This is a genomic window from Collimonas sp. OK412 (assembly GCF_900112135.1).
GTDB classification, from domain to species: Bacteria; Pseudomonadota; Gammaproteobacteria; order Burkholderiales; family Burkholderiaceae_D; genus Collimonas; species Collimonas rhizosphaerae.
Genome location: NZ_FOLC01000029.1, coordinates 38,819 through 53,338, shown reverse-complemented (window position 1 = coordinate 53,338; position 14,520 = coordinate 38,819). Strand labels below are relative to the sequence as shown.

At 59.5% G+C, this 14,520-nt stretch carries 14 protein-coding genes; 3 read left to right on the top strand and 11 right to left on the bottom strand.

Features of this window, described 5'->3' with window-relative positions; genetic code table 11:
* Positions 1-533: 533 nt before the first annotated feature.
* Together BM062_RS21735 and tcdA are read right to left on the bottom strand one after the other, a co-directional pair.
* The gene (locus tag BM062_RS21735; RefSeq protein ID WP_092400783.1) at positions 534-1,238 is read right to left on the bottom strand and encodes an MgtC/SapB family protein; all 705 of its coding nucleotides are present in this window, start codon (positions 1,236-1,238) and stop codon (positions 534-536) included.
* A 311-nt stretch (positions 1,239-1,549) separates the two neighbouring features.
* Positions 1,550-2,398, bottom strand: coding sequence for a tRNA cyclic N6-threonylcarbamoyladenosine(37) synthase TcdA (tcdA, locus tag BM062_RS21730; protein WP_092400780.1), 849 nt, complete (start codon positions 2,396-2,398; stop codon positions 1,550-1,552).
* Positions 2,399-2,604: 206 nt separating this feature from the next.
* Here tcdA and BM062_RS21725 point away from each other — a divergent pair, with 206 nt between their 5' ends.
* From BM062_RS21725 to BM062_RS21715, 3 genes are all read left to right on the top strand, one after another.
* Positions 2,605-3,147, top strand: a complete 543-nt coding sequence (locus BM062_RS21725; protein ID WP_092400777.1) for a hemerythrin domain-containing protein — start codon at positions 2,605-2,607, stop codon at positions 3,145-3,147.
* Entirely contained in the window at positions 3,144-3,797 is a 654-nt protein-coding gene (gene pdxH / locus BM062_RS21720; protein WP_092400774.1) for a pyridoxamine 5'-phosphate oxidase, read from the top strand. Before BM062_RS21725 ends, pdxH begins: the two co-directional genes overlap by 4 nt.
* Positions 3,798-3,860: 63 nt before the next feature.
* Positions 3,861-5,075, top strand: a complete 1,215-nt coding sequence (locus BM062_RS21715; RefSeq protein WP_092400771.1) for an SAM-dependent methyltransferase — start codon at positions 3,861-3,863, stop codon at positions 5,073-5,075.
* A 43-nt stretch (positions 5,076-5,118) separates the two neighbouring features.
* Here the strand turns inward: BM062_RS21715 and msrA are convergent, their stop codons facing one another.
* The 9 genes from msrA to BM062_RS21670 form a co-directional block, all read right to left on the bottom strand.
* The gene (msrA, locus tag BM062_RS21710; RefSeq protein ID WP_092400768.1) at positions 5,119-5,652 is read right to left on the bottom strand and encodes a peptide-methionine (S)-S-oxide reductase MsrA; all 534 of its coding nucleotides are present in this window, start codon (positions 5,650-5,652) and stop codon (positions 5,119-5,121) included.
* Positions 5,653-5,809: 157 nt separating this feature from the next.
* A complete protein-coding gene (locus BM062_RS21705; protein WP_092400765.1) occupies positions 5,810-6,526 on the bottom strand; it encodes an OmpW/AlkL family protein in 717 nt (238 codons plus the stop codon).
* A gap of 276 nt (positions 6,527-6,802) precedes the next feature.
* Positions 6,803-7,837: an L-threonylcarbamoyladenylate synthase gene (locus BM062_RS21700; RefSeq protein ID WP_092400762.1), complete on the bottom strand. Its 1,035-nt coding sequence runs from the start codon at positions 7,835-7,837 to the stop codon at positions 6,803-6,805.
* Positions 7,838-9,043: a 5-(carboxyamino)imidazole ribonucleotide synthase gene (locus BM062_RS21695; RefSeq protein WP_092400796.1), complete on the bottom strand. Its 1,206-nt coding sequence runs from the start codon at positions 9,041-9,043 to the stop codon at positions 7,838-7,840.
* Positions 9,044-9,048: 5 nt separating this feature from the next.
* A complete protein-coding gene (purE, locus tag BM062_RS21690; RefSeq protein ID WP_092400793.1) occupies positions 9,049-9,555 on the bottom strand; it encodes a 5-(carboxyamino)imidazole ribonucleotide mutase in 507 nt (168 codons plus the stop codon).
* A 2-nt stretch (positions 9,556-9,557) separates the two neighbouring features.
* Positions 9,558-10,454, bottom strand: a complete 897-nt coding sequence (locus tag BM062_RS21685; RefSeq protein WP_092400759.1) for a phosphoribosylaminoimidazolesuccinocarboxamide synthase — start codon at positions 10,452-10,454, stop codon at positions 9,558-9,560.
* A 107-nt stretch (positions 10,455-10,561) separates the two neighbouring features.
* Positions 10,562-11,626 (bottom strand): class II fructose-bisphosphate aldolase, encoded by a 1,065-nt coding sequence (gene fba / locus BM062_RS21680; RefSeq protein ID WP_092400756.1) that lies wholly within the window; start codon positions 11,624-11,626, stop codon positions 10,562-10,564.
* Between the two features lie 100 nt (positions 11,627-11,726).
* The gene (gene pyk, locus BM062_RS21675; RefSeq protein ID WP_092400753.1) at positions 11,727-13,160 is read right to left on the bottom strand and encodes a pyruvate kinase; all 1,434 of its coding nucleotides are present in this window, start codon (positions 13,158-13,160) and stop codon (positions 11,727-11,729) included.
* Positions 13,161-13,240: 80 nt separating this feature from the next.
* On the bottom strand, positions 13,241-14,431 hold the full coding sequence (locus BM062_RS21670) for a phosphoglycerate kinase (protein ID WP_092400752.1): 1,191 nt from the start codon (positions 14,429-14,431) through the stop codon (positions 13,241-13,243).
* Positions 14,432-14,520 lie beyond the last annotated feature (89 nt).

Genomic DNA, 14,520 nt, shown 5'->3' with positions numbered 1-14,520 from the left:
TCGCTCACTCAAAATACTGACAGGCCACTTCTTCTCAGAAGCGCCTATTTTCTTCTTTTGTGAACATTTAATGTTTTAAGTTATACGCTCCTGATTTACATCAGCAGCGCTGCACTTCCATCAAACGCCCACACTTATCGACTGTTAATTGTTAAAGAACCTTCTACTTCGCGCCACCAGAACCCTGGTTCGCGTCGCCGTCAAATCGTTTTGTTTGTCAGCAGCAGAGAGATGAGATTATGTGGCGTTTCCAGCTTTTCGTCAACTACTTTTTTACTACTCACCGAAAAACTTCTTAACACCTACAACACCCGCAAATCCCGTTTTCCCCTCTCAAACTCCGCTTTCAAAACAGCCCCAACTTCTCTTCGGCCATCTCGTTAATTTCGCGTCGTTCTCAACGGGAGGCGAACTATAGCAACCCTTCCTCACCCCAGCAAGTACTTTTTCGCTCTTTCTTTAAAATATTTCTATTTATCCTTTTTTACCCTAATCCAGACCTGCTCCGACAAACACTGGCAACGGCCAGTCCATCAAGCATCGACCGAGTTCAGCACCGCCCAGCGGGCGGCGCTCACGCCCTTTTCCAGGCTGATCCGGCTCACTATCTGCTCCAGCTGCAGATGATTGCTGGGTGAAGTAATCAGGTCCGCCCGCACTTCCAGCTGGGTGCCGGAAGCCATGTCCTCGCTATGCAGCGACTGCACCACCAGGTGCGGCATGCCATTGAGCATATGCAGCATCAAGGTGCGCACCTGCACCTCATCTTCCGGCCGGCATACTACAGAGAGGCGATACACCTGCTCGATTTCCGTCGCGCTGTGCAGGTCACGCTGGTTGATCATATTAGAGACACCCCGTAACAGGACATTGGCCCCCAGGATCGCTGCCGCGCCAATGGCGGCTTCCAGCGCGTGGCCAAGCCCGCACAGCACGCCGACCGCTGCCGAACACCATAACGTCGCCGCGGTATTCAGCCCGCGCACATTGATCCCTTCACGCATGATGACGCCGGCGCCAAGGAAACCGATGCCGGACACCACATATGATGCAATCCGGGTCGCACCTTGCGGATCCGATTCGAATGCCGACACCATGACGAACAGCGATGCGCCGATCGATACCAGCGCATTGGTCCGCAAACCGGCCATGCGCTGGCGCATTTGACGCTCCGCGCCTATCAGCGAACCTAAGGTCAGGGCCAGCAATACGCGCAGGGTAAATATTTTCCAATCCATCTTCACTGCCTTTCTGTGTGCGTCGCCACGCCGGGCGGCGACATTCCATGGATGCGCAACGCCGCTCCGTGCATTGGATCACGCACTGAAGGCCGGCGGGCAACTCAAACAAATAATGGACGGGATCGGCGGCGATGCGAGATCGCCCGGGATGCGACAACGCGTCAATTCAACGGCTGCAGCAATGGACGACTAAAAACAGGTGAATTGCATCGGGCTGCGCGCCCATCCACGAATACTGGGACAACTGTCCAAAACCGGATCTCCTACAAGGATAGTCCACGGGATTCTATGCAGGCGCCATGGGCAAGTCAAGCAACAGGCTCGGCGTCCGCCGCCAGCTTGCGCAAGACGTGGGCGGCCGCGACCAGGCCAAAGGTAGCGGTGACCACAACTGCCGAGCCGTAGCCTGCGCAATTCAGCCCTGTAACACCGGGCGCGGCATCGACGGCGCACGCCTCTTCGCTGAGCGGCGCGCTTAAGGGCTCGGTGGAAAACACTGCGTCGATGCCGAAACGTACTTTATCACCGCGCGGGAAACGGTATTCGGAACGCAGGCGTTTGCGTACCTTGGCCAGCAGCGGTTCCTGCTCGGTCTTGGCAAGATCGCGCACTTCGATGCAGGTCGGGTCAACCTGCCCGCCGGCGCTGCCGATCGTGATCAGGCGAACTCCCCGGTCGCGGCAATAGGCGATCAAGGCCGCCTTGGCGCGTACATTGTCGATGGCGTCGATCACGTAATCGTAGCGCTGCTCCCCTATCATTTCCGGTAAATTGTCTGCCGTAATGAAATCCTCCACTTCGGTCACGTGGCAATAGGGGTTGATCTGGGCGATGCGCGCCGCCAGCGCACTCACCTTGGCCTGGCCGAGCGTATCGGTCAGCGCATGGATCTGGCGGTTGATGTTGGACTCAGCCAGGTTATCCAGGTCGATCATGGTCAGGTTACCGATCGCACTGCGCGCCAGCGCCTCGATCGCCCAGGAACCGACGCCGCCGACGCCTATCACGCAGACATGCGCCTGCAGGAAGCGCGCCAGCGCAGCGGCGCCGTACAGGCGCGCGATGCCGCCGAAACGCCGGTCGAAGTCGATCTCGTCGAGGTCGATGGCAATGGGGGCGGATGCGCCTGGAGCGCTTGATGCAACGGATGAAGACATGGCTGGAGACAAAAAAAGTGCACGGGCAATCGCCAAAATATCCAAGGATGGCCGGATATCGCTATTGGCGCTATTTTACCGGCTCTGCAAGACGGATTTATTTTGAAGTGCTTTAATATGAGTACATTGCCATTTATCGACAAGTTGACAGATAAGCATCCCTCCGCCCATGGCGTCCCAGCTTAACCCACGAGATACACATCATTATGCCAAACGCACTGATCAGCACGGCGCCGGATTTCAGCCAGCCGATAGCCGTCCTCAAGCACTGCCACGACAAGATACGCCAGCAGCTGGCCACGCTGCAGAACCTGCTCGACCACGTGCCGCAACACGGCAGCGACGCCCAGGCACAGCAGGCGGCGCACAGCGTCATGCGCTATTTCAACCAGGCAGCTCCGCATCATCATGCAGATGAAGAGCATGACCTGCTGCCGATGCTGACCGCCACCGCAACCGGCGAAGACGCCGCCGTGCTGCAAAAACTGACGCCGGAAATCCTGGCCGAACATCAGCAGATGGACAGCCTCTGGCATTCCCTGAACCTGCAACTGACGCATATAGCCGACGGCGAAGCCGCAATCCCCTTGCTGTCGGCGCAAGATGTGCAGCAGTTTTCCACCATCTACGCCAGCCACATGGAAAAGGAAGAAACCTGGATCGCCCCAATGGCAAAACGCATTTTCAATGAACAGCAGATGCAGCAACTAGGAGCAGCAATGCAGCAACGTCGAGGTATTAGCGCATGAGCCAAAGCAAAGACCAATCCATCGCAGATCTCAGGATCGACTACAGCCAAGCCAGCCTGTCGGAAGCAGACAGCGCCGCCGATCCCATCACGCAATTCGGAAAATGGTTTGACGAGGCGATCCAGGCGGAAGTGCCGGAGGCGAATGCGATGAGCCTGGCGACGGTGGGGCCGGACGGCAGGCCATCGTCGCGCATCGTGCTGATCAAGCAGTTTGATGAACGCGGCTTCACCTGGTTTACCAATTTCGAAAGCCGCAAGGGCCATGAACTTCTGGCGCATCCCTACGGCGCACTGTTGTTTCACTGGGTAGCGCTGGAACGCCAGGTACGCATCGAAGGCAGGGTCGAACGCGTCTCTGAAAACGAGAGCGACGCTTACTTCCATAGCCGGCCGCTGCGCAGCCGCCTCGGTGCGATCGCATCGGCGCAAAGCCAGCCGATCAGCAGCCGCGACCTGCTCGAAGCCGAATATGCGAAAGCCGAACAAGAATTCGGCGATCATCCGCCGCGGCCAAATCATTGGGGCGGCTACAGACTTTTGCCGGATACGGTAGAATTTTGGCAAGGACGGCGGTCTCGCTTGCACGACCGGATTCTGTATACCCTGGACGCGGATGGCAACTGGCAGCGGCAACGCCTTCAACCTTAGTTCTGCGTCATCGGTCAACGCCGGCCCGCTTGGTACAAGTATTTAATCACCGGAGGAGAAATCGTGTTCTGGGAAAAGAAGCTTGAGAACTGGGTAAATGAAGTCCGCCACCGCGCCGCAATACCGTTGCGGCTGGAATTGTGGAACGGCCAGAAGTTTGACTTTGGCATCTATGCGGCGCCGGAGGTTACGGTACGCGTACCGCATGTCTCCGCCCTCACTTACCTGCTGACGCCATCCCTCGCCAATCTCGGCGAGGCATACGTTGAAGGCAAGATCGAAGTCGAAGGAAAAATCAGGGAAATCATCGCTGTCGGCAACGCGCTGGCGGCCAATACGCTGAAAGCGGATGGAAAATTCTCCCGCATCACCCGCACCTTCCGCCACAACAAGGAAAAAGACGCGGAAGCAATCCGCTACCACTACGACGTCTCCAACGATTTTTACAAGCTGTGGCTGGACCAGAACATGGTCTATTCCTGCGCCTATTTTGAAAACGGCGATGAAGACCTGGCCACTGCGCAGCTCAAAAAAATCGATCACATCCTGACCAAGATCCAGCTCCAGCCGGGCCACACCTTGCTCGATATCGGCTGCGGCTGGGGCGCCCTGGTATTGCGCGCGGCGCAGAAATTCGGCGCCAAATGCGTCGGCATCACGCTCTCGGAAAACCAGTATGCACTGGCCAAGGAAAGGGTAAAGCAGGCCGGCCTGGAAGACCGGATAGAAATCCGCCTGCAGGACTATCGCGACATCACCGGCAGTTTCGACAGGATCACCAGCGTCGGCATGTTCGAGCACGTCGGCCTGAATAACCTGCCGATGTACTTTTCGCGTATCCGCAGCTTGCTGGCGGACGACGGCATCGCCATGAACCATGGCATCACCACCACCGACATCGACAACGGCGAATCGCCATACGGCGGCGGCGAATTCATCGAGAAATACGTATTCCCGCACGGCGAGCTGCCGCATATCGGCCTGGTGCTGAAGACCATGCAGGAAGGCGGGCTGGAAGTATTCGATGTGGAAAACCTGCGGCGCCACTACGCCAAGACCTGCGGCATCTGGGCGGACAACCTGGAAGCGCGCGCCGATGAAGTCAGGAAAGCCGTGGACGACCGCCGTTTCCGCATCTGGCGCATTTACCTGGCCGGCAGTTCCTACGGTTTCGAACGCGACTGGATGTCGCTGTACCAAGTGGTATGCCGCAAGGCCGGCCGTAGCGCGAACACACTGCCCTGGTCGCGCGACTACATTTACCAAGCCACGCAATAATCTGCGGCTACCCACTGTTCCGCCTGGAACAGTGGGTCAATCTTCAGCCGGAGACAACCTTGTCGATGAAGATCTTGCGCAGCTTTGCCACTTTGGGCGCCACCACGAATGCGCAATAGCCTTGCAGCGGATGCTGGCGGAAGTAATTCTGGTGGTAATCCTCAGCCTTGTAATAGGTCTCGGCAGGGCTTAACTCAGTGACGATGGGCGCGTCCCAGACATTCGCCATTTCCGCCATCACTTTCTTGGCCTCGGCCTGCTGCTGCGGCGACTGGTAATAAATCGCGGAACGGTATTGCGTGCCGACGTCGTTGCCCTGCCGGTTCAGGGTAGTCGGGTCGTGGATCGTAAAGAAGATTTCCAGCAGCTCGCGGAAGCTGATCTGGTCGGTGTCGAATGTCACTGCGACTACTTCGGCATGGCCGGTAGTGCCTTCGCAGACCTGCTCATAGCTTGGGTTGGCTACCTCGCCGCCGGTATATCCCGATTCGACTTGCTGCACGCCCTTTATTTCCTGGTAAACCGCCTCCAGGCACCAGAAGCATCCGCCCCCTAAAACTGCAACTTCCTTGGTCATGGCCGCTACTCCCTGGTTACTTTCCATTAACACTTTCACTTTAACGCAATCTGCCGCCGCTTGTCGACGTAGATATACAGAATCTCATATGTAATCCGTGCAGGCAAAAAAATGCCCTGGCTATGCAGGGCATTTGGTACAAACCTTATCCGGCGATTTAGAACTTGTAGCCGACTGTCAGTATCGACACCAAAGGATTCAGAGTGATTTTGGTAGTGGCGTGGGTCGTTGTTCCATCGCTGTGGCGAGTACTCAGGTCAGCCTTGGTGTCCAGCGGGACATACGACAGGGAGAAGCTGGCGGACCAGTTCTTGTCGAAATTATAGGTCATACCAACCGTCCCGACCGGCGCGAAAGAACTGCTCAAATCGGCGCTGGTGGAAGCGCCGGCATCGCCGCCGCCCAGAAGTCCGGTCAGGCTGCTGGTCAGCTTGATGTTCGAATACCAGACGTATGTAGCGCCGGCGCCGACAAAAGGACGGAATTGGCTGTTAGCGTCGCCGAAGAAGTATTTCGCCACGATCGCCGGGCTCCATTGCGTGGCTGTGCCAAGCTGGCCGAGGCTATTCAGGGAACCCGCGCCGCTCAGCTTGAATTTCGGCGGAATGCCCAAGTCCGCCGTTACGGCAATATTGTCGGTAAAGAAATGGGTCAACTGCAGGATGGCAGTGTCAGCGTTGGAAACATGCGCACCGCTATTTGGCACCGTGAAGGTCCCGAGCTTCAACGGCTCACTGGACTGGTTCAGCCCGAGGTGCGCCCAGCCGACGTTGACGACATTGTCGCCGGCCTGCTGCGCCATGGCGGGAGCCGCGAATGCTGCCAGTACGGACAGGGCCGCCAGTTTTGGCAATACGTTGAATTGTTTTTTCATATGTCTTCTCCAAGTTACACTTCATTTTTAGTAGCGGGTTTTTTGCCTGCAGCGAATACAGTACAAACCCATTTTTTTTTGGCGTTTTTCAGTTCTGGCGCGGCCAGACAACGCTCTCTTATTCGACTGCATTTACCAGAACTGGCGCATCCGTGACTTCCAGTTATCTTTTCCTATGCTTTTTTTTCATCAAAAAGAACGCGCGTGCTATTCTTTTTTTTACACTATGCCAGCTTTAGAATCATTTGACTATAGTTGTAGCTTTTTTACCTCAAATTATTTTTTGAAACCTGCCAGGACGGCAGATGAGTCGTGCGCGGCACGGCGTAAACGGTCATTGATGCCCTGCCAGTCCGGGTCGGATGGCGGTGCTTCAACCACGATCAGGTCGGCCGCTGCGTGATCCATGTTGCGCAGCGCGGCATAAAGATCGTGGGCATATGCCGGGGCTGAAGCGGCCATGGGAAATTGCGCGGCCAAAGGCGGAATCTCCTTGGCCAGCGTGGAATAGCTGATCAGTGCCAGGCTCTGTCCGGCCTGGCGCATCTGCTGTAGCGTGGCCGCCAGCTGCGCCGAGGGCACCAGCAGCACCGGGGTGCGCGGCGCATAGTGTGATTCCAGCGTGCCTGAAGCGCGTGGCGCGGCGGCGTCGGCGGCTTGCACCGCGACTCCCAGCACCGCGCCGATTTGCGCGGCGCTGATATGGCCCGGCCGCAGCAGCACCGGTCCATGCGAAGCCAGGCGCGACAAATCGATGATGGTCGACTCGATGCCGACCTCGCTCTGGCCGCCATCCAGGATACAAGCAATCGGACTATCGCCGTCGGCGTCGAATTCATCGCGCACGTGCTGCGCCGTGGTCGGGCTGACATGGCCGAACTTGTTTGCCGACGGGCCGGCAATGCCGCCCTTGCCGCCTTTGAACTCACGCAGCAAAGCCTGCGCCACCGGATGCGACGGGCAGCGCAAGCCGATCGAGCTCTGGCCGCCTGAAACCTGGTCCGGTATGTGCGCGGCGCGCGGCAAGATCAGCGTCAGCGGCCCCGGCCAAAAAGCGGCGATCAGCGCTTGCGCCTGCGGCGGCACCGACTCCACCCAATAAGCGATATCAGCTTCCGGCGCGACATGGACGATCACCGGATGATTGGACGGACGTCCTTTGGCGGCATAGATGCTGGCCACCGCCGCCGCATTTTCGGCATCGGCGCCCAGCCCGTACACCGTTTCGGTAGGAAACGCGACCAATGCGCCCGCCTCCAGCTTGCGCGCGGCCAGCCGGATTGCTTGCTGATCGATGATCGAGTCTTTCATTTACGCCGTGATGCCGAGGATATCGCAGGCTTGCGCCAGTTGCTGCTGGGCTTCGGCCATGGTCGCTGCGATGAAAGTGATATGCCCCATCTTGCGCGCACGGCGCGCCTGGGCCTTGCCGTACAAATGCAGATGCGCCGCCGGCAGAGCCAGGATCCGGTCCCACGCCGGTTCGCGCGCCTGCTGGCTGTCGCCCTCGAACCAGACGTCGCCCAGGATATTCAGCATCACTGCCGGCGAATGCTGGCGGGTATCGCCCAGAGGCATGCGCGCCATGGCCCGGACTTGCTGCGCGAACTGGCTGGTGACGCAGGCATCCATGGTGTAGTGGCCGCTGTTGTGCGGACGCGGCGCCATTTCGTTGACTACCAGCGAACCGTCTTGCAAGACAAAAAATTCAATGCACAGGACACCGACATAGGCGAGCTGCCCGATGATGGCCAGTGCCGCATGCTGGGCGCGCCTGGCGGTTTCGTCGCAGACATTCGGGCCCGGAACCGTGGTGGTAAACAGGATGCCGTCGCGATGCACGTTTTCAGCGATCGGGTACACGGCAGCCTTGCCGTCCAGCCCGCGCACCACCAGCACCGAAACCTCGTAGGCCAGCGGCAGCATCTTTTCCAGCACGCAGGCAACGCCGTTCATGCCGGCAAACGCCTGGCGCACCTCGTCCAGGTTACGCACCCGCGCCTGGCCCTTGCCGTCGTAACCGAGCCGCACGGTTTTCAGGATGCCGGGCAACAAATCGGCAGGAATAGTCTCGATATCTGCCGCGGATGCAATCAGGTGATGCGGCGCAGGCAGCACCGTCGATGTCTTGGCGCACTCGGTAAAGAATCGCTTTTCCACCATGCGGTCCTGGGCTACCGAAACGCAGGCGGCGGCAGGCGCGACAAAACTGTTGCGCGCCAGGATCGCCAGGCTGTCGGCAGCGACGTTTTCAAATTCAGTGGTCACCGCCGCGCACAGGCTGGCCATCTCGGTCAAGGCGACTTCATCGTTGTAGTCGGCCAGGAAATGGCGGTCGGCGACGTGGCCGGTCGGGCAATCCTGCTCCGGTTCCAGCACCGCCACCTTGTAACCCATGGCTTGCGCTTCGTGGGTGAACATGCGGCCCAGCTGGCCGCCGCCCATCACGCCCAGCCAGGTCGCTGGCGTCGTGGCGGGGATAATAGGATCTGTCGAATCGTGCGCTTTGTCTTCCATACTGCTCATACCGGGGGCAATTTCATATCAAGGGCAATTTGCGTCTGCCTGGCGCGGAACGCCAGCAGCTTGGCGGCGAGCGCATCGTCGGTAGTGGCCAGCATGGCGATCGCCGACAGGGCAGCGTTGGCCGCGCCGGCCTCGCCGATGGCATAGGTGGCGACCGGAATGCCTTTCGGCATCTGCACGATGGACAGCAAGGAATCCTCGCCGCGCAGGTACTTGGACGGCACCGGCACGCCCAGCACCGGCACGATGGTCTTGGCGGCGATCATGCCCGGCAGGTGGGCAGCGCCGCCGGCGCCGGCGATGATGGCGCGCAGGCCGCGCGCGCGCGCGCTTTCTGCGTAGGCAAACATCTGGTCCGGCATGCGGTGCGCCGAAATCACTTGCGCCTCGTGCGCAACCCCAAACTCGGTCAGGATGGCGACGGCGTGCTGCATCACGTCCCAGTCCGAGGATGATCCCATGACGATGCCAATCAGCGGCTGGTCCACAGTATCCTTGCTCATCATCAATCCTTCAGCGTTTCGCCGGTCAGGCTGAACAGGGCTTCGCGGTATTTGGCGCCGGTTTTTTCGATGACGTCATCCGGCAGCGTCGGCGCCGGCGCGGTCTTGTTCCAGCTGGTCACGGTTTCCAGGTAATCGCGCACGAACTGCTTGTCGAACGATGGCGGCGAAATGCCGACCTGGTAGCTGGCAGCCGGCCAGAAACGCGAAGAATCGGCGGTCAGCACTTCATCCATCAGGTGCAGGACGCCGTCCTTGTCGAGACCGAATTCAAACTTGGTGTCGGCGATGATGATGCCGCGCGTCGCCGCGTAGTCGGCCGCGGTCTTGTACAGTTCTATGCTGACGCTGCGGATCTTCTCGGCCAGTTCCTTGCCGATGCGCGCTTCCATGTCGGCAAAGCTGATGTTCTCGTCATGCTCGCCCATCTCGGCCTTGGCCGCCGGAGTGAAGATCGGCTCGGCCAGCTTGGCGGCCTGCTGCAAGCCCGCCGGCAGGCTGATGCCGCAGATGGCGCCGGTAGCCTGGTAATCCTTCCAGCCGGAACCGATGATATAACCACGCACCACCGCCTCGACCATGATCGGCTGCAGGCGCTTCGCCACCACCGCGCGGCCTCGCACCTGCTCCACTTCATCGCCCGCTACCACCGATTCCGGCGCAATCCCGGTCAGGTGGTTAGGCACGATCGCCGCCAGCTTGTCGAACCAGAAATCGGACATGCGGTTCAAGACCTTGCCTTTGCCCGGGATCGGCTGGTTCATGATGACGTCGAAAGCCGACAAGCGGTCGGAAGTGACAATCAGGATCTTGTCTTCACCGACGGCATAGTTTTCGCGCACCTTGCCGCGGCCCAGCAATGGCAATGAGGTAATGGTGGATTGGTAGAGGCTTGTCATGGTTATTCCAAAAGTCAGAAAACCAGGCAGAGAACGATGCAAGCATCGTCCTGCGCCTGGTAAGTTATTGCGCCAAGCCTTGCCTGGCGCCGGTACCACACTATTTATTACTGAACGATCTGCGCCAGTTCGCCCTTCTTGTATTTCTCCGCGATCTTTTCCAGCGAAACCGGCTTGATCTTGGCGGCCTGGCCTTCGCAGCCGAACGCCAGGAAACGGGCTTTCACCACGGCCTTGGCAGCTTCGCGCGCCGGCTTGAGGTAATCGCGCGGATCGAACTTGCTTGGATTCTCGATCAGGTAACGGCGGATCGCGCCAGTCATCGCCAGGCGGATGTCGGTATCGATATTGATCTTGCGCACGCCGTGGCGGATCCCTTCCTGGATTTCTTCCACCGGCACACCGTAGGTTTCCTTCATGTCGCCGCCGAATTCGCGGATTTCCGCCAGCAGTTCCTGCGGCACCGACGAAGAACCGTGCATCACCAGGTGGGTGTTAGGAATGCGGGTATGGATTTCCTTGATGCGTTCGATCGCCAGGATGTCGCCGGTCGGCTTGCGCGAGAACTTGTAAGCGCCGTGCGAAGTGCCGATCGCAATCGCCAGCGCATCGCACTGGGTCTGCTTGACGAAATCGGCTGCTTGCGAAACGTCGGTCAGCAGCTGTTCGCGGGTCATCTTGCCGTCCGCGCCGTGGCCGTCTTCCTTGTCGCCCATCATGGTTTCCAGCGAACCGAGCACGCCCAGCTCCGCTTCCACGGTGACGCCGATCGCGTGCGAGAACTCCACCACCTTGCGCGACACTTCGACGTTGTATTCGTAGCTGGCGACCGATTTGCCGTCTTCCATCAGCGAACCGTCCATCATCACCGATGTGAAACCGGACTTGATCGCTGCCATGCACACCGCCGGCGACTGGCCGTGGTCCTGGTGCATCACAACCGGGATGTGCGGGAAAGCTTCGACCGCCGCTTCGATCAGGTGGCGCAGGAATGCCTCGCCGGCATATTTGCGGGCGCCGGCGGACGCCTGCATGATGACCGGCGCGCCGACTTCATCGGCGGCCTGCATGATGGCAGTGACTTGTTCCAGGTTGTTGACGTTGAAAGCAGGCAGGCCATAGCTGTTTTCAGCTGCGTGGTCCAGCAATTGACGCATGGATACTAGAGGCATGATGTACTCCGATAATAAAAACCTGTAATGGAACAGCGTTCAGGCCGCGCGCTACGCATTGCGCATTGCGGCGCCGCGTGCCGATTCTGCTCCAACGAATTCAATACTCGCCGATCTTCATGATCTTCAGCGCATTGGTGCCGCCGATCTGTCCCATCGGCTCACCCCATGTGACAACCACCAGGTCGCCAAGTTGCACGACGCCGCTTGCCAGCAGCAAATTCTGCGCGGCCTTCAGCACTTCTTCGCGGTCGCCTGACTTGGTCAATTCGAAAGTCTGGACATTGCGGTACAAGGCGGCCTTGCGCTGGGTAGCGATGCTCGGGGTGATAGCAAAAATGGGGATATCGATGTTGTGCCGGCTCATCCACAGCGGCGTCGAGCCCGATTCTGTCAGCGCGGCGATCGCCTTGACCCGTAAATGGTGGGCGGTAAACAAGGCGCCATAGGCGATCGACTGGTCGATGCGGGTGAACTGGACATTCAGGAAATCGGCGTCGAGCTTGCAATCTTCCGATTTTTCGGCTTCCAGGCAGATCGCCGACATGGCTTCCACCGTCTCTACCGGATATTTGCCGGACGCGGTTTCGGCGGAAGTCATCACGGCGTCGGTGCCGTCCAGCACGGCGTTGGCGACGTCAGACACTTCGGCCCGGGTCGGCACCGCATTGACGATCATCGATTCCATCATCTGGGTCGCGGTGATGGTCAGCTTGTTGGAAATGCGCGCCATCTTGATCATGCGCTTCTGCAGCGCCGGCACGGCGGCATTGCCGACTTCCACCGCCAGGTCGCCGCGGGCCACCATGATGCCGTCGGACGCATCGAGGATCTCTTGCAGCACCGGGATCGCTTCGGCGCGTTCGATCTTGGCGATCATCATCGGCTTATGGTCGTAGGGCTCGCCGGCCACATTGGCCAGCTGGCGCGCCATTTCCATGTCGGTCGCGTTTTTCGGGAAGGACACCGCCACGTAATCGGCCTGGAAACTCATGGCGGTCTTGATGTCTTCCATGTCCTTGGCCGTCAGCGCCGGCGCCGACAAGCCGCCGCCCTGGCGATTGATACCCTTGTTGTTGGACAGTTCGCCGCCGATCTTGACGATGGTATGGATCTCGTTGCCGATGATTTTTTCCACCGTCAGCACGATCAGGCCGTCGTTGAGCAGCAATACGTCCGCTGGCCTCAGGTCGCGCGGCAAGGCCTTGTAGTCAAGGCCGGCGCGGTCCTGGCTGCCCATGGCGCAATCGGCGTCGAGAATGAATTTTGCGCCGTTCTTCAATTCGATCTTGCCCTGCTCGAACTTGCCGACCCGGATCTTCGGCCCCTGCAAGTCGGCCATGATGGCGACCTGCTTGCCGCAGGCTGCAGCAATTTCCCGCACCAGCTTGGCGCGGTCGATATGATCCTGCGCCTTGCCATGCGAAAAATTCAGGCGCACCACGTCGACCCCGGCGACGAACATCCGCGCCAGTGTGTCAGCATCGCTCGATGCAGGTCCGATAGTGGCGACGATCTTGGTAGCTCTTTGCATGGACAACCTTTCAGTACGACATGGACAAACCCCGGGACAGTTGGTTGCCTCCAACCAGTTGTCCCATTTCCGGGCAAAACTTAACTGGCGCGCTGCAACAGGATCTCGACCGCGGGCAGGGTCTTGCCTTCCAAAAACTCCAGGAAAGCGCCGCCGCCGGTGGAGATGTAGCCGATCTTGTCGGTAATCTTGTATTTGGCGATCGCTGCCAGCGTATCGCCGCCGCCGGCAATCGAGAAAGCCTTGGAGCCGGCAATCGCCAGCGCCAGGGTCTTGGTGCCTTCGCCGAACTGGTCGAACTCGAACACGCCGACCGGGCCGTTCCAGACCACCGTGCCGGCCTGGGCGATTTGGGCGGCCAGGGTTGCCGCGGTTTTCGGACCGATATCCAGGATCAGGTCATCGTCAGCCACATCGCCGACATCCTTCACCTGCGCTGCCGCCGTCGGCGAAAATTCCTTGGCGCACACGACGTCGACCGGGATCGGCACCGAAGCGCCGCGCTTGGCCATCATCTCGATAATCGCCTTGGCTTCTTCAACCAGGTCCGGTTCCGCCAGCGACTTGCCGATCTTCAGCCCGCTTGCCAGCAGGAAGGTGTTGGCGATGCCGCCGCCGACGATCAGGTTGTCGACCTTGTCGGCCAGCGCTTTCAATATGGTCAGCTTGCTCGACACCTTGGAACCGGCGACGATCGCCACCAGCGGCCGCGCCGGCTGGTTCAGGGCCTTGCCCAGGGCGTCCAGCTCGGCTGCCAGCAGCGGGCCGGCGCAGGCAACCGGCGCAAATTTGGCGACGCCATGGGTAGTCGCTTCGGCCCGGTGGGCAGTGCCGAAAGCGTCGTTGACATAAATATCGCAGAGCTTGGCGATCTTTTGCGCCAGCTCGTCGCTGTTCTTTTTCTCGCCCTTGTTGACGCGGCAGTTTTCCAGCAGCACCACCTGGCCCGGCGCCACGTCCACGCCGTCCACCCAGTTTTGGCGCAGCTCCACCGGCTGGCCCAGCAATTCCGCCAGGCGCTTGGCGATAGGCGCCAGCGAATCTTCCGGCTTGAATTCGCCTTCGGTAGGACGTCCCAGGTGCGAAGTCACCATCACCGCCGCGCCGGCGTCCAGCGCCTGGCGGATCGCCGGCACCGAAGCGCGCACGCGCGTATCCTCAGTAATATTGCCTGCCGCGTCTTGCGGCACGTTGAGGTCGGCACGGATGAACACGCGCTTGCCTTGCAGCTGGTGTTGCGCGATCAAGTCGCTTAGTCGATTGAATTTCATGTCGATCAGGCAATATCAGTGAGGAAAAGTCGCTATTTTACTCCAGCAGCCTCTGGCAAAACACCGTTTTACGCACATACCGGTTCTCA